This is a genomic window from Flagellimonas spongiicola (genome assembly GCF_023502425.1).
Classification (GTDB): domain Bacteria; phylum Bacteroidota; class Bacteroidia; order Flavobacteriales; family Flavobacteriaceae; genus Flagellimonas; species Flagellimonas spongiicola.
Genome location: NZ_JAMFMA010000001.1, coordinates 479,746 through 495,618, shown reverse-complemented (window position 1 = coordinate 495,618; position 15,873 = coordinate 479,746). Strand labels below are relative to the sequence as shown.

Below are 15,873 nucleotides of genomic sequence, written 5' to 3'. Positions count from 1 at the left end.
ATGAAACGATCTCTAATATTGATCACAGCGTTCACCTTGACGTTGTTAGGATGCAAATCCAGCCATTACACCGATTTGGGCGATGGACTTTTTGCAGATATCCAAACGAACAAGGGCGATATTATATTAAAACTGGAATATCAAAAAACGCCAGTTACAGTCGCGAATTTTGTATCCTTGGCTGAAGGGAACAGTCCTTTTGTAGCTGACAGTTTAAAAAACAAGAAATTTTATGACGGTCTGATTTTCCATAGAGTCATGAAGGATTTTATGATTCAAGGTGGTGATCCCCAAGGTACAGGGCGCGGAAATCCTGGTTATAAATTCAAAGATGAATTCCACGATTCACTTGCGCATTCCAAAAAAGGAATACTTTCCATGGCCAATTCGGGTCCTAAGACCAATGGAAGTCAATTCTTTATCACCCACAAAGAAACACCATGGTTAAATGGTAGACATACCGTATTTGGCGAAGTTGTGAAAGGTTTGGAAGTGGTGGATTCAATAGCCAATGTAGAAGTCTCTGCACCTGCGAACAATCCAGTAGAGGAAGTCGTAATGAACAAAGTCGAAATCGTAAGAAATGGAAAGGAAGCCAAAAACTTTGATGCTGTCCAAATTATGACAGATTATTTTGCGGAAGAAGAAGCTGCGGTAGCTGCGTTCAACAAAATGATCACGGATTTTGCCGCTGAATTGACCCAGCAAAAAGAAGAAGCTGAAGAATTACCCTCCGGATTGAAAATCCTATCCCTTAAAAAAGGTGAAGGCGAAAAACCAAAAGTTGGACAAACCGTGATGGTAATGTATGCCGGTTGGTTGGCAGATGGAACGCTGTTTGACAGTAATTATGAAGAAGTGGCAACCAAGTACAACAAATTCGATTTAAGAAGAAAACAAGGTGGCGGCTATTTCCCTACGCCAATGGAATACAGCCCTGAAGCGCGATTGATCCCAGGATTCAAAGAAGGGTTACAGACCATGAGTGTTGGTGATAAGATACGTGTGTTTATTCCTCCTCATTTAGGTTATGGACCACAAGGCGGCGGACCAATCCCACCAAACGCAGATTTGGTTTTCGATTTGGAAATTACAGGAATCCAATAGGCATTATAAAATTTATTAAAAGGGAGCACTACAATGCTCCCTTTTTTAATTCGCTAAAGCTTTGTTAAGAACAAATATCCGGCTGTACTATCTAAAATTTTAAATTTAGATTAGAAGCACCTTTTAGGGAAATCATGAGACCAAGAGTTAAGACAATAATCGCTGCGTTGTTACCACTTCAGATACTATTAGTAAAGTGGGTTGGCAGTTATCCCGATCTAGTTGAAAGGTATTATAGCGAAGGACTCTACCCTTATATTTCTCGTACGCTACGATGGCTATTTGGATGGATACCTTTTTCTTTTGGGGATATTTTGTACGCAGTAGCAATAATTCTGGCCCTTCGATATATTTATCGAAAATGGCATTACATTAAGCATGAACCATTTGGATTTCTGAAGGATGTTATTGTGGTGCTTTCCATTGTCTATTTTTCCTTTCATTTATTATGGGGATTAAATTACTATCGACAACCCATAACCTGGAAGCTGGGGATCCAACAGGAATACAGCAAAACGGACTTGATCGAATTCACGGCTTATCTTATTCAAGAATCAAATCAATACCAAGAAGAAATTACCGGAGATACACTTAATTCGGTGACCATCCCCTATTCCAGAAAAGAAGTTTTCAGTAAAACAAAAACAGGGTATTCCAGCTTACAAAATATATATCCATTTTTAGCATATAAAGGAGAGAGCATTAAGTCCTCTGTGTTTAGCATCCCATTGAGTTATATGGGGTACGGTGGTTACTTAAATCCGTTTACCAATGAGGCTCAGGTTAATGGAATTACACCCATCTATCGGATGCCTACCGTAAGCGGACATGAAATTGGCCATCAACTTGGATATTCCGCAGAAGACGCCACAAATTTTATTGGCTTTTTGGTTACTGCGACCAATGAAGACCCTTATTTTAAATATGCAGCTTATTCACACGCCTTAGGCTATTGTTTATCCGACTTATCGAGAATGGATGAAGATGCATTCAAGGAACAACTAGCAGCTATGAATGAAGGTGTTAAGCGAAATTTCCGGGAAGTATCTGATTTTTGGGCTCAATATGAAAACCCATTGGAACCTGTCTTTAAATCCATTTTCAATACCTTTTTAAAAGCCAACAATCAAGAGGAAGGTATTATGAGTTACAATTCAGTTGTAGGATTACTTATCAATTATCATAAAAAGTCAGGGTTTTAACCAATCACTTGTAAACTAAGTCACCTTCCTTTACCTTTAAACTACTAATTCAAGAAAGTACTTATGAAAGTAAAGCTGCTGGCACTCGCCCTACTGTTTGGTGGTGCCTCTTTGTGGGCACAAGATTATTTCCCGAAAAATGATGGTGTCAAAACAAAGAACAACAACTACACGGCATTCACAAATGCCACTATTTATGTGACACCAACGCAGGTAATTCAAAACGGAACACTGCTTATTCAACATGGAAAAGTAGTTACAGTAGGTAGCTCCGTAAACATTCCCCAAAACGCGGTGGTGGAAGACCTTAAAGGAAAGTTCATTTACCCCTCTTTTATTGATGTGTATTCCGATTTCGGCATTAAAAAACCTGAGAGAGCTAGTGGCCAAGGTCGTTCTGCGGAATACGAAGCCAGTAGAGAAGGCTTTTACTGGAATGACCACATAATGCCGGAAAACAATGCTATAGCGGGATTTACCTACGATGCTAAGAAGGCTAAAGAATTAAGAAAAGCTGGATTTGGAGTGGTTAATGCCCATATTCAAGATGGTATTGCCAGAGGTACGGGGCTTCTAGTTGCCCTTAACGATGAGGGTACAGCATCAAAGCGAATTTTGGAAGATCGTTCTGCGCAGTACTTTTCGTTTTCAAAAAGCATCGCCAAAAGACAATCCTACCCAACATCACTTATGGGGGCAACAGCTTTAATGCGACAACTATACCACGACATGAATTGGTATAATAACGGAAATGTGGAAACTAAGGACAGGTCCCTTGAAGCAATGATATCCAATAAAGGATTAACACAGATTTTTGCCGCCGGTGGAAATGGAAATGTTCAGCGTGCTGATAAAATCGGGGATCAATTTGGAATACAATATGCGATCTTGGCAGGCGGTGATGAATACCAATACATAAATGAAATTCGCAGGACCAACGCACAATTGATAGTGCCCCTTAATTTCCCCAAGGCATACGATGTTTCTAACCCGTACCAAGCGCATTATGTTTCCTTGCAGGACATGAGACACTGGAATCTGGCACCATCCAACCCAAAGGCACTGGAGGACAATTCTGTTGAATTTTCCTTTACGCTACATACATTGGAGTCACCTGCCGAGTTTGGTTCAAAATTGGCAAAGGCCATCCAATATGGCCTATCCAAAACCAAAGCCTTAGAAGCGCTTACCACAACCCCAGCAAAGATTTTAGGAAAATCGAATTTGGTGGGATCATTGCAAACAGGTCGTCATGCAAATTTCTTGATTACCTCCGGTGATGTTTTTGACAAAACAACGGTACTCTATGAAAACTGGGTACAAGGCGAAAAGAATGTCATTACTTCCATGAGCACTAAAGATGTTAGAGGAGATTACGCCTTGGCTACAGATACGGGAAGCTATGAAGTTTCTATTACCGGAGATATCAATAAACCAAAAATTTCAGTCAAATCTGGGGATGAATCCATTGATTCTAAAATCAACTATAAAGACAATTGGCTAAATATTACCATTAACCAAGAAAAGGGTAAATCACATCGTTTTATAGCATTAGTAGCTAATCCAGATACTATCCAAGGGAAGTTGGTTTCTGTTGATGGGAGCGAATCGCAGGTTAAACTTGAGCGTACAAAAGGTTTTGAAGTAAAAGCAAACACCAATACCACTATGGTAGTGCCACATCAGGTTACCCTCAATTATCCAAATGTTGGATATGGCTATGATGCGCTGCCCAAACAAGAAAACATCCTTTTTAAAAATGCCACAGTTTGGACCGGGGAATCCATCTTAGAAGCTACCGATGTTTTGGTCAAAAGCGGAAAGATTGCTAAAATAGGTAAGGATTTAAGCTCAGGAAACGCAAAAATAGTAGATGCAACCGGCAAACATCTTACCGCTGGCATCATCGATGAGCATTCGCATATTGCCGCTCTTGCCATTAATGAGGCAGGGCATAATTCCTCAGCAGAGGTTAAAATGACAGATGCCATTGACCCTAAGGATATGGACATCTATCGCAATCTAGCCGGAGGAGTAACCACAATACAATTACTCCATGGTTCCGCCAATCCGATAGGCGGTCGTTCTGCCATTTTAAGATTAAAGTGGGGAGAATCTGCACAGGGGCTGGTCTTTCAAAACGCCCCTAAGTTCATCAAGTTTGCGTTGGGGGAGAATGTAAAACAGTCCAACTGGCCAAGTTACTCACGCTTTCCACAAACCAGAATGGGAGTTGAACAGGTTTTTGTGGATTATTTCCAACGTGCCAAGGAATACGATGCCAAAAAGAAAAATGGGCAAAGTGTTCGCTATGATGAAGAACTGGAGGTTATGGCAGAAATCCTGAATGGTGAACGCTTTATTAGTTGCCATTCCTATGTTCAAAGTGAAATCAATATGTTGATGAAAGTCGCAGAACAATTCAATTTCAGGGTAAACACCTTCACCCATATCCTAGAAGGTTACAAGGTGGCTGATAAAATGGCCAAACATGGCGTTGGTGGTTCTACTTTTAGCGACTGGTGGGCTTATAAGTATGAAGTCAATGATGCCATACCATACAATGCGGCCATCATGCATAGCCAAGGGGTTACGGTTGCCATCAACAGTGACGATGCGGAGATGTCACGTAGGCTTAATCAAGAAGCGGCAAAAACCGTAAAATACGGTGGCATGTCGGAAATTGAAGCTTGGAAAACCGTAACACTTAATCCTGCCATTTTACTCCACATCGATGACCGTGTAGGAAGCATTGAAGCAGGAAAAGATGCAGATTTGGTCTTGTGGAACAACCATCCATTATCGGTCTATGCAAAATCTGAAATGACCATGATTGAAGGTGCGATCTACTTTGATCTTGAGAAAGATAAGGCACTTCAAGAAGCCGTAAGTAACGAAAGGAATCAGCTGATAAATATGATGCTGAATGAAAAAGAAGCCGGGGCCAAGACCCAAGGACCAAAACAAAACAAGAAAATGCGGTTCCATTGTGATACCCTCTAAACAAAAAACCATGAAACAAATTAGAATCACATTAATTCTGGGACTGTTAACTGCATTCTGTTGGGCACAACAAACGCCAGCACCGGTTCAAACTGGTCCTATCACCATTGAAGGTGCAGTGGCCCATTTAGGCAATGGAGAAATCATCGAAAATTCCTTGATCATGTTTGACGAGGGAAAAATCACTTTTGTTGGTGATGCCAAAATGCGAATTGCCCGCATTGGAAAAATCATCGATGCATCCGGGAAGCATATCTATCCGGGTTTTATTGCCCCTGGAAAATCACTGGGTTTGGTAGAAGTAAATGCTGTTAGGGCAAGTAATGACCAGGATGAAATTGGGGAATTGATTCCCCATGTTCGAAGTATCATTGCCTATAACGCAGAATCCAAAGTAGTAGAAAGTATGCGTCCTAACGGAGTGCTCTTGGGACAAATCACACCACAAGGTGGCAGGATTTCCGGCACGTCATCCATTGTTCAATTTGATGCTTGGAACTGGGAAGATGCAACCATAAAAGCTGATGACGGCATACATTTAAATTGGCCCGCAACATTTAGAACCGGAAGATGGTGGATGGGCGAGCCTAGAGGTTTTATTCCAAACAAAAATTATGACCAACAGATCGAGGAACTGATGTCATTCGTGGAGAATGCCAAAGTATACGGTGCAGGTCCATCAACCGACCGAAATTTACCCTTTGAAGCCATGGAAGGTGTTTTTGATGGCAGCAAAAAACTTTATGTGTATGCTAATGGCGAAAAGGAAATATTGGATGCCATTACGTCCTTGACCAATAAGGGTATAAAATCCTTGGTACTCGTAGGAGGATATCATGCCCATTTGGTTGCTGACCAACTTAAAGCACACAATATTCCTGTTTTAGTAAATTTCACGCACAGTCTACCTCGATTTGATGATGATGATTACAACTTCAATTACAAATTGCCAAAATTGCTTGTAGATGCCGGTTTAGTAGTTGGATTGCAAAATGCTGATGCTTCCAATTTCCAAACTCGAAACCTACCCTTTTATGCAGGGCAAGCGGTAGGTCAAGGTCTCGATAATGAAGTTGCTGTTCAGCTATTAACAGGAAACAATGCTAAGATTCTAGGTATAGATAGCGATTATGGAACCTTGGAAGTTGGTAAGAGTGCAACGCTTTTTATTTCAGCAGGAGATGCACTCGACATGCGAACCAATCAATTGTCCAAGGCATTTATTGATGGTAGGGACATCTCGTTGGAAACCCATCAAACCGAATTATGGAAGCGATATATGGGCAAATATCAAGGAAAATAAGACTAAAAAAAGGCGTTCAATGAACGCCTTTTTTACTTCTAGTTTGTTTTTACCTCAACAAATTCTGCCAATTCCGGTTTGGAATAAAAATCATCCGCCATTCGAGAATCCTTTAAAGCTACGTTTTCAAATTCCACAGTGCTTCTAGCTTCCAATATGGTCGAACCTTCAAAATTATGCCATGTGATGGATTTTGGCAATGTCAAATCGTTTATGCGCTGCCAATTGTCGTAACGAATCCATTTTACTGTTTCTGATATCTCACCCGTACGATAAGTAACCGTATATCCTAACCACGCCATCTGATGTGTTTCAGGATCAAAGTGAATAAAGTATTCATCCTTGGAAGAGGTCCCAATGCCCGATTTGTACGAGATACCAACTCCGGGATAACTTTTACCTTCATAAACCAAATCCTCAGTGGTATGATACAAAATACCATCATCGGCCAATACAAAAGGCATGGCATAGAAATAAAACATCAAATTGTGATAGAAACCGGCATCGCCTTGGTATTTTTCATCAGTGTCCAATAACCAAACGCCTTCTCCATCTGTGCCCATAGAAAAATCTGGAGCATCAATGCGGTCTTTACGTGAATGTAAATCAGTAGTGTGAGTTTCCGTAAAATCCTTTTTTGGAAGTTCATAAACCAAGGTTTGTTGTTGTTTCCAAGCATCCAAACCACCATGGGCCTCAAATACTAAGTTGAGTGCTTCAGGATAATCCTTTTTAGCCTTGGTTTCAATTTTAACAGTAGTTTCAATGTCCTGTTTTTTCTCCGCTTTGGGTTGACAGGATACAATGGCAATAGCCAAAAATAGGGTTGATAAGTGTTTCATTTTAGTCAATTTCAAGCTCTGTCGGATTTTGGGTGACAGGATTACAAGAATACGTATTTTTACGCCGTGGCTACTGTTAAGAAAATCATAAGTGCGCAGAATTCGTTGATCAAAAAAGTACTGCTGCTAAAGGATAAATCAAGGGAACGAAGGAAAACTGGACTCTTTGTTTTGGAGGGAAAGCGGGAGCTTGAATTAGCGCAGAAGGGCGATTACATTTTGGACACCCTTCTTTATTGTCCCGAGTTGCTTTCGGATTTCCCAATTCAAGATTACCTAAATCAGGGGCATATACAGCTAGCGGAAGTTCCCAAAACTGTTTATGAAAAGCTTGCCTATAGAGGTTCTACGGAAGGCGTTATGGCCTTGGTAAAAGCAAAGGAACATCATTTGGACCAGATTGCATTCAACAACCCAAATCCATTGATACTGATTGCGGAAGCACCTGAAAAACCAGGGAACATCGGTGCTTTATTGCGTACTGCGGATGCAGCAGCCCTTGATGCGGTATTAATTGCGAATCCACGTACTGACCTTTACAATCCAAACATTATACGCTCCAGTGTAGGATGCGTGTTCACCAATCAAATTGGAATGGGGACCACTACAGAAATCATTGAATTTCTGCAAAAGCATAACATTAAGATGTACTGTGCAGCATTAACAGCTTCCAAAACATATACCAGCTGTGATTATAAAGAAGCCACAGCCATAGTTGTAGGCACGGAATCCATAGGTTTGACACCTACTTGGCTGGAACAATCCCACCAGAACATTATCATTCCCATGGAAGGGGAAATTGACTCGATGAATGTATCGGTCTCGGCGGCAATACTTATATTTGAAGCGAAGCGGCAACGCGGAAACTAACCTATGGAAAAGACTAATCTATTCTATGTCATCATCGGAATCCTGATGGTGCAATATATCATCCACCAAATTTTGGAATATTTGAACGCCAAAAATTTCGACGCTCAAGTGCCACCAGAATTGCAAGACGTTTTCGATGCCCAAGAATACAATAAATCTCAGGCATATAAATTAACCAACTATCGATTTGGTTCACTTTCAGAAGGCGTTTCTCTGATTGCAACTCTCGCTTTTTTACTGCTGGAGGGCTTTGAATTAATAGACAATATTGCACGTGGCATTACTGACCATACCATTGGTTTGACCTTAGTATTTTTTGGCATCATTATGCTCATTAGCAGCATAGCGGGACTACCATTTTCCTATTATCAAACCTTTGTTATTGAGGAAAAATACGGCTTCAATAAAACAACCAAAGGATTGTTCTTTTTGGATAAAGTAAAAGGTCTAATTCTAACAACCGTTTTCGGTGGCGGTATTTTGACACTGTTTATTTTATTCTATCAATGGACAGGCCCCAAATTTTGGCTTTACACTTGGATCATGTTCACTGTGGTTATTCTATTTATCAATTTATTTTACAGTCGATTTATAGTTCCCTTGTTCAATAAACAAACTCCACTGGACGATGGTAGTTTGAAAAATGCCATAGAAGGCTATGCGAAAAAGGTTGGATTTGAACTCCAAAATATCTTTGTAATTGATGGTTCTAAAAGGTCTACCAAAGCCAATGCCTACTTTTCAGGTTTTGGTCGGGAAAAACGAATCACCTTATTCGATACTTTGATCAATGATCTGGAAGAGGAAGAAATCGTAGCGGTATTGGCCCATGAAGTGGGGCATTATAAGCGCAAGCATATTATATTCAATTTAGTGACCTCCTTGATGCTTACTGGTATTACACTTTATGTTTTGTCTCTTTTTATAAATAATCCAGAGATTTCCCTGGCCATTGGCGTGTCCACTCCAAGTTTTCATGCAGGATTAATAGGTTTTGCGTTATTGTATAGTCCCATTTCTGAAGTAACTGGATTGGCCATGAATTACCTCTCCAGGAGATTTGAGTTTCAGGCAGATGATTATGCCAAAACAACATATGCCTCGGCACCTTTGGTCACTTCATTGAAAAAGCTCTCCAAAAACAATTTGAGCAACCTCACGCCCCATCCGGCGTACGTGTTCGTACATTATTCGCACCCACCACTAATTGAACGCATCCGTAACCTAAAGGCATAATTTTTGTTGGTTAGCTATTAAGATTATGCTAACTTTAATTTAATATGACGGAGGCTGCTATTGAAAAGGAGAATAAGGAGATTGCAAAGCAGTACAAGGAATTGCTTCGCATCAGCTATCAAACCTTGACCAATGAGGACAAGAAATTGATACGCTCTGCCTTTGACGTGGCCGTTGATGCCCATAAGGATCAGAGGCGAAAATCAGGAGAAGCCTATATTTTCCATCCCATCGCCGTAGCCAAGATAGTTGCTTCAAAAATTGGATTGGATGCTGTATCAATCGCATCTGCCCTACTCCATGATGTGGTGGAGGATACACCTTATACCTTAGACGACATTGATCGCATGTTTGGTGAAACCGTGGCCCGAATCGTTGATGGTCTTACCAAAATAGCACATTTAAATAAAGACAAGGATATCAGTCAGCAAGCGGAGAATTTCAGGAAAATGCTCCTTACACTGCACGATGATGTGCGTGTGATCATTATTAAGATTGCTGATCGATACCATAATATGCTCACCATGGATTCCATGCCGGAGCATAAACAGGTCAAGATTGCCTCGGAGACCTTATATATTTATGCGCCATTGGCTCACCGAATTGGTCTTTACAATATCAAAACCCACCTTGAAGACCTTAGTTTAAAATATACTGAGCCGGAGGTTTACAGCGATATTCAGGCCAAGATAGAGGACACGGAAGAAGACCAATTGGCCTATATCGAGGACTTTTCAAACATCATAAGAAATTCCTTGGACAAGGAAGGGTTGAACTATGATATCAAAGGTCGAATGAAATCCATTTTTTCCATTCGGCGTAAAATGAAGGCTCAAAATGTGGCTTTCGATGAGGTGTATGACAAGTTTGCGATTCGTATCATTTATAAATCCGATCGGAAAAACGAAAAGTTCCTCGCATGGAAAATCTATTCCATTGTAACTGATCACTTTACCCCTAACCCCATACGATTGAGGGATTGGATCACTTCCCCCAAATCTACAGGATATGAGGCCTTACATATTACCGTGATGGGGCCAAAAGGCAAATGGGTGGAAGTGCAAATAAGAAGTGAGCGAATGCACGAAATCGCGGAAAAAGGGTATGCCGCGCATTTCAAATACAAACACGGTGAACAGAAGGAACAGGGAATTGAGGAATGGCTTAACCGTCTGCAGGAAGCTCTCGAAACCTCCAATGGTAACGCTGTGGATTTTGTGGAGGAATTCAAACTTAATCTGTATTCCAAGGAAATTTTTGTCTTTACCCCAAAAGGAGATCTAAAATCCATGCCCAAAGGGGCTACAGCTTTGGATTTTGCTTTTCATATCCATACCGAGATAGGAATGAAAACCCGCGGCGCACGTGTTAACGGAAAATTGGTACCTCTAGGTTCTGAACTCCAAAGTGGTGATCAGGTCGAAATCATTACCTCCGAGAGTGCAAAACCCACTCAAAGCTGGTTGGATTATGCCCAAACTGCGCGTGCACGATCTAAAATCAAATCTTCCCTTAGTGAAGAAAAGAAGAGTATTGCTGCGGATGGCAAGGAGATTTTAAGACGAAAGCTCAAGTCCCAAAAGATTACACTTAACGAGGACACGGTTAATAAATTGGTGACCTTCTTCAAGCTCAAGACCAGTTTAGACCTTTTTTACCGCGTAGGTATCGGCGTAATCGACAATGAGCGCATCAAGGATTTCGCGTCGTCCTATCACAATGCCTTCCTGAACTTCTTTAAGAACAAAATCCGAAGAAATCCCACGCCTAAGGACGTGGACAAAGACGAAATCACCACCAAATACGACATGTTGGTATTTGGTAAAGAGGAAGAAAAATTGCCTTATAAACTATCGCAATGTTGTAATCCTATACCAGGTGATGACGTATTTGGATTCTTGAGCGTTAATGACGGTATCAAGGTGCACACCAAAAGTTGCCCTAACGCTATTTCCTTGCAATCCAATTATGCATACCGCATCATGTCTGCCAAATGGATAGATTCCACACAGGAAGAATTCACCGCGGACATTCAAATTACAGGTATTGATAACCTTGGGTTAGTAAATGAAATCACCAACATCATCTCAGACAACCTACATGTGAACATGCGCAATCTAAACTTTAGTGCGGATGGTGGGACGTTTACAGGTAAGATCACCTTAGTGGTCAAGAACAATAATATCCTTAAAAAATTGATCAATAGCCTTAAGCAGGTAGAGGGAATAGACAAAGTCTCACGAATTTAAATTTTAAGATGTACCTTTGTCATTTAGCAATGGTGAGACGCTATGGGCAACAATAAAAATCAGGAAATCGTAAAGAATGTGTTCACCTCTTTCTTGGAGGAAAAAGGGCATAGAAAAACCCCTGAACGCTACGCTATCCTTCAGGAAATTTATGAAAGTGACGATCATTTCGACGTGGAATCACTCTACATCAAAATGAAAACCAAAAACTATAGGGTAAGTAGGGCCACTCTTTACAATACCATCGAACTTTTGTTGGAATGTAAGTTGGTGAGAAAACATCAGTTTGGGAAAAACCAGGCCCAATATGAAAAATCTTATTTTGACCGTCAGCACGACCATGTTATCTTAACGGATACTGGGGAAGTAGTTGAATTCTGCGACCCACGAATCCAATCCATCAAAAAAACCATTGAGGAGGTTTTTGACATCAAAATCAGCAACCACTCACTTTACTTTTACGGAACCCGTAACAAAGAAGAAAACCTAACTGAATAACCAGCTCATTTCATGGTAGATTTATTGCTTGGACTCCAATGGGGAGACGAGGGAAAAGGAAAAATTGTTGATGTACTTACCAAAGATTACGATATCATAGCACGATTTCAAGGTGGACCGAACGCCGGTCACACGTTGGAATTTGATGGTATTAAACACGTTTTACACACCATCCCTTCTGGGATTTTCCATGAGAATGCCATCAATATTGTGGGTAATGGCGTTGTAATTGACCCAGTGATCTTTAAAAAGGAACTGGACAATCTGGAAAAGTTCAATATCGATATTGTTGCCAAATTACTTATATCCAGAAAGGCACATCTGATTTTACCAACACATCGTTTGCTGGATGCCGCATCCGAAACTGCCAAGGGAAAGGCCAAAATCGGTTCTACGCTCAAGGGCATTGGTCCAACTTACATGGACAAAACTGGAAGAAATGGAATGCGCATTGGCGATTTGGAATTTGATGCTTGGAAAACGAAATATCGAAATTTAGCCAACAAGCATGAAGCCATGATTGGTTTCTACAACGTGGATATCCAATATGATCTGGCTGAATTGGAAGCTGAGTTTTTTGAAGCAGTGGAAGCGCTAAAAAAACTTACATTTATTGACAGTGAAGAGTACATATTCCAGGCACAAACCAAAGGCAAGAAGATTTTAGCTGAAGGAGCTCAAGGTTCCCTTTTGGATATTGATTTTGGAACTTACCCGTATGTTACCTCGTCAAACACTACTGCAGCGGGTGCTTGTACTGGTCTTGGTGTTGCACCAAACAAAATTGGTCGAGTATTGGGAATTTTCAAAGCCTATACCACTAGAGTTGGAAGTGGTCCTTTCCCCACAGAACTATTTGATGAAGATGGAGAGACCATGGGTCGGGTTGGCAACGAGTTTGGAGCTACCACTGGAAGACCAAGACGCTGTGGTTGGTTGGATTTAGTAGCGTTGAAATATGCGGTTCAGGTTAATGGCGTGACCGAATTGATGATGATGAAAGCGGACGTGTTAAGTGGATTCAAATCTTTGAAAGTCTGCACGGCTTACGAATACAACGGAGAACAAATCCAGCACTTGCCTTATAATATTGAAAGTGAAAACGTAACACCGGTTTACACGGAAATGAAGGGCTGGGCCAAGGATTTGACCAAATTGACAAAAGCTGGAGACTTACCACCGGCATTAAATGATTATATCGCGTTTCTGGAGGGTGAATTAAACGTACCGATTAAAATTGTATCCGTTGGACCTGACCGTGTGCAGACCATTCACCGTTGATATCAATTTGAATAAATCGTATTACCTTTTTTAACCTTATTCTAGGTTGTGGATTAAGAATGCGGCCAATCATTAACATGACAATATCTAGAACACTAAAATTTTTAAAAGAAGTCCTAGATCATTTCCTTGAAAGTAACACCTTCCAAAAAGGTGCGTCCTTGGCTTATTATGCCGTTTTTTCAATGTTTCCCATTATTATCATCATCACTTCAATACTGGGACTGATATTTGGTGAGCCAGCCGTTTCTGGTGAAATTCATTCCCAATTACAAGGGCTCTTGGGCACAGATGCGGCAATGCAAATTCAAAACCTCATCAAGAACCAGCATGAAAGTTATAATAATGGTCTTACCACCATTATTGGTTTTACCACATTAGTGTTAAGTGCCTCTGGCATGTTCAGTCAAATTCACGGTGCTTTTAATAGCATTTGGAATATCAAAGCAAAGCCAAACAGCGGTATACTGAAATACTTTTCCAAACACCTGACGGCATTTTTGGTATTGATTAGTGCTTTCTTTGTTATTTTGCTCAGTACCGTGTTCAACAGTTTTCTCATCACACATTCGGACAAGCTGCATCATAGCCTTCAACTTGCATACCTCTATGAACATCTGTTATCCTTTGTGGTATTTAGTATTATTTTTAGTTTGATGTTCAGATTTTTAGGTGATGCTATTATTCCATGGAAGGCCATTGTAGCAGGAGGTATTGGTACAGCCGTATTTTTTATGCTAGGGAAAGTAGGTATTGGACTCTATATTGGCCATAGTAAAGTATCCACAACCTTTGGTTCAGCGAGCGTTCTTGCCCTACTTATGCTCTGGGTCTATTACACTTCACAAATCCTGTTTTTGGGTGCATCTTTTGTTAAAATCTTGAGTGATCGTCTCGGAACTCAAATCCAACCGAATAAAAATGCTTCACGAATTGAAAAAATAGAAGTTCAAGCCTGAACTTTATCCTTAATTTTCGGTATTTTAAATACCAAATTGGCTAAGCAACTATTTTTATAGCACAATCATCATTTGTGCAGCATAGCTTCATCAATTACGAATAGAAAATCAATCCAAAAAACGAAAGTTTGATACGAATAATTTATAGCTGGGATGTGCCAGCGGAAAATCGACTTCAATTCATTGAAACCTGGAAAACCACCACAAACAAGATACATCAAGAAGTGAAGGGGGCTCGGGGTAGTTTTATGCTTCAAAATGAGGCAGATGCCAATAGTATAAAAACGATTGCCCGTTGGGATAGTTTGCAAGATTGGGAAAATTTTTGGCAGGATAGTAAACCAACCCAAATGAGCTCCATGCATGATTTAGGGAGAAGAACTGGAGTTGAAATCTTTAAGGAAATTGACGATTTCACGAAATAGCTTTGAAAAACAAATAGTATTTACTGAATTAAAAATAACCAATGCCGATACCGAAATACATACCATTAATTGCTTTTAGTTTACTCCTAGGTTCCTGCAACAATAAACAGTCTGCTGCTAAACAAAAGAAAGAGCCCATCGTAGAAGAAGTAGCTCCATCAGCCATCCAAGTCTTAAATTTTGGCACTTTTCATATGGGATATACTTCAGATTCCAAGACCATAGAATTTGACGAATACGATAAGAAAAATGTGGATTCAATCCATCAAATAGCCAAAAAATTAGCCAGATTCAAACCTACGGTACTAATTGTGGAGACCGTACCGGATTACAATCCCACATTACAAAAAAACTATGCCACCTATCTTTCGGACTCTACCTCCACGTTTGAAGAACCAAACGAAGTGGAGCTCCTTGCTTTTGAAGTAGGTAGACTATCTGGAACGAAGGAAATATGGGGCATAGACCATAAATTGCAATATAATTATGGAATTGGATTTGAAATTGACAATGCAATAGATTCTGTAACACTGAATCGTTTTCAATCTGACCCATTTGCCGCAATTCCAAATTTGAACCTTTTCGAAAGCGGGCTCTCCTTACCGGAAAAGCTAAAACGTATGAATCATCCCAAGGTATTGGACCTATTGATTACCGCCAATGCTGATATCCTAACCTATGCGGGCACTGAAGAGGGCTTTGAAGGCGCAGATGAGGCGGCCAAATATTACCAAAGAAACTTAAGAATCTATTCCAACCTAAATCGGTTGAATCTAAAGAAAACAGATCGAGTATTTATACTCATGGGTGGTAGTCACACTGCCTTTTTGAGGGAATTTATGGAAAGGGACGAAAATTATGAAATGGTCGACACTTTCAACTATTTGAATTAGCCCAA

The 15,873-nt window shown here is 40.4% G+C and carries 13 protein-coding genes; 12 read left to right on the top strand and 1 reads right to left on the bottom strand.

The window, feature by feature from the left end:
* The 4 genes from M3P19_RS02415 (at position 1) to M3P19_RS02400 (ending at position 6,615) form a co-directional block, all read left to right on the top strand.
* On the top strand, positions 1–1,107 hold the full coding sequence (locus tag M3P19_RS02415; protein ID WP_249656023.1) for a peptidylprolyl isomerase: 1,107 nt from the start codon (positions 1–3) through the stop codon (positions 1,105–1,107).
* A gap of 134 nt (positions 1,108–1,241) precedes the next feature.
* Positions 1,242–2,309 (top strand): DUF3810 domain-containing protein, encoded by a 1,068-nt coding sequence (locus M3P19_RS02410; RefSeq protein ID WP_249656022.1) that lies wholly within the window; start codon positions 1,242–1,244, stop codon positions 2,307–2,309.
* A gap of 63 nt (positions 2,310–2,372) precedes the next feature.
* Entirely contained in the window at positions 2,373–5,312 is a 2,940-nt protein-coding gene (locus M3P19_RS02405) for an amidohydrolase family protein (protein WP_249656021.1), read from the top strand.
* A 10-nt stretch (positions 5,313–5,322) separates the two neighbouring features.
* Positions 5,323–6,615 (top strand): amidohydrolase family protein, encoded by a 1,293-nt coding sequence (locus M3P19_RS02400; RefSeq protein ID WP_249656020.1) that lies wholly within the window; start codon positions 5,323–5,325, stop codon positions 6,613–6,615.
* Between the two features lie 38 nt (positions 6,616–6,653).
* On the opposite strand, the gene M3P19_RS02395 is transcribed toward M3P19_RS02400, so the two are convergent.
* Positions 6,654–7,457 (bottom strand): DUF6503 family protein, encoded by an 804-nt coding sequence (locus M3P19_RS02395; protein ID WP_249656019.1) that lies wholly within the window; start codon positions 7,455–7,457, stop codon positions 6,654–6,656.
* A 66-nt stretch (positions 7,458–7,523) separates the two neighbouring features.
* Between M3P19_RS02395 and M3P19_RS02390 the strand changes: the two genes are divergently transcribed.
* The 8 genes from M3P19_RS02390 (at position 7,524) to M3P19_RS02355 (ending at position 15,868) form a co-directional block, all read left to right on the top strand.
* Positions 7,524–8,327, top strand: coding sequence for a TrmH family RNA methyltransferase (locus M3P19_RS02390; protein ID WP_249656018.1), 804 nt, complete (start codon positions 7,524–7,526; stop codon positions 8,325–8,327).
* Between the two features lie 3 nt (positions 8,328–8,330).
* A complete protein-coding gene (locus M3P19_RS02385; protein ID WP_249656017.1) occupies positions 8,331–9,563 on the top strand; it encodes a M48 family metallopeptidase in 1,233 nt (410 codons plus the stop codon).
* Positions 9,564–9,607: 44 nt separating this feature from the next.
* Positions 9,608–11,812, top strand: coding sequence for a RelA/SpoT family protein (locus tag M3P19_RS02380; RefSeq protein ID WP_249656016.1), 2,205 nt, complete (start codon positions 9,608–9,610; stop codon positions 11,810–11,812).
* A gap of 42 nt (positions 11,813–11,854) precedes the next feature.
* Complete coding sequence (locus tag M3P19_RS02375) at positions 11,855–12,310, top strand: Fur family transcriptional regulator (protein WP_249656015.1); 456 nt, start codon at positions 11,855–11,857, stop codon at positions 12,308–12,310.
* 12 nt (positions 12,311–12,322) lie between these two features.
* The gene (locus M3P19_RS02370) at positions 12,323–13,591 is read left to right on the top strand and encodes an adenylosuccinate synthase (RefSeq protein ID WP_249656014.1); all 1,269 of its coding nucleotides are present in this window, start codon (positions 12,323–12,325) and stop codon (positions 13,589–13,591) included.
* A gap of 77 nt (positions 13,592–13,668) precedes the next feature.
* A complete protein-coding gene (locus M3P19_RS02365; RefSeq protein WP_249656013.1) occupies positions 13,669–14,550 on the top strand; it encodes a YihY/virulence factor BrkB family protein in 882 nt (293 codons plus the stop codon).
* A 128-nt stretch (positions 14,551–14,678) separates the two neighbouring features.
* Positions 14,679–14,975, top strand: a complete 297-nt coding sequence (locus tag M3P19_RS02360) for an antibiotic biosynthesis monooxygenase family protein (RefSeq protein ID WP_249656012.1) — start codon at positions 14,679–14,681, stop codon at positions 14,973–14,975.
* A 41-nt stretch (positions 14,976–15,016) separates the two neighbouring features.
* On the top strand, positions 15,017–15,868 hold the full coding sequence (locus M3P19_RS02355) for a DUF5694 domain-containing protein (protein ID WP_249656011.1): 852 nt from the start codon (positions 15,017–15,019) through the stop codon (positions 15,866–15,868).
* The last annotated feature ends 5 nt before the right edge of the window (positions 15,869–15,873 follow it).

Coding starts and splice junctions, on each gene's coding strand:
- M3P19_RS02395 (WP_249656019.1), bottom strand. CDS start 7,457: ATGAAACACTTATCAACCCTATTTTTGGCTATTGCCATTGTATCCTGT.
- M3P19_RS02355 (WP_249656011.1), top strand. CDS start 15,017: ATGCCGATACCGAAATACATACCATTAATTGCTTTTAGTTTACTCCTA.
- M3P19_RS02365 (WP_249656013.1), top strand. CDS start 13,669: ATGACAATATCTAGAACACTAAAATTTTTAAAAGAAGTCCTAGATCAT.
- M3P19_RS02400 (WP_249656020.1), top strand. CDS start 5,323: ATGAAACAAATTAGAATCACATTAATTCTGGGACTGTTAACTGCATTC.
- M3P19_RS02380 (WP_249656016.1), top strand. CDS start 9,608: ATGACGGAGGCTGCTATTGAAAAGGAGAATAAGGAGATTGCAAAGCAG.
- M3P19_RS02385 (WP_249656017.1), top strand. CDS start 8,331: ATGGAAAAGACTAATCTATTCTATGTCATCATCGGAATCCTGATGGTG.
- M3P19_RS02405 (WP_249656021.1), top strand. CDS start 2,373: ATGAAAGTAAAGCTGCTGGCACTCGCCCTACTGTTTGGTGGTGCCTCT.
- M3P19_RS02375 (WP_249656015.1), top strand. CDS start 11,855: ATGGGCAACAATAAAAATCAGGAAATCGTAAAGAATGTGTTCACCTCT.
- M3P19_RS02415 (WP_249656023.1), top strand. CDS start 1: ATGAAACGATCTCTAATATTGATCACAGCGTTCACCTTGACGTTGTTA.
- M3P19_RS02370 (WP_249656014.1), top strand. CDS start 12,323: ATGGTAGATTTATTGCTTGGACTCCAATGGGGAGACGAGGGAAAAGGA.
- M3P19_RS02410 (WP_249656022.1), top strand. CDS start 1,242: ATGAGACCAAGAGTTAAGACAATAATCGCTGCGTTGTTACCACTTCAG.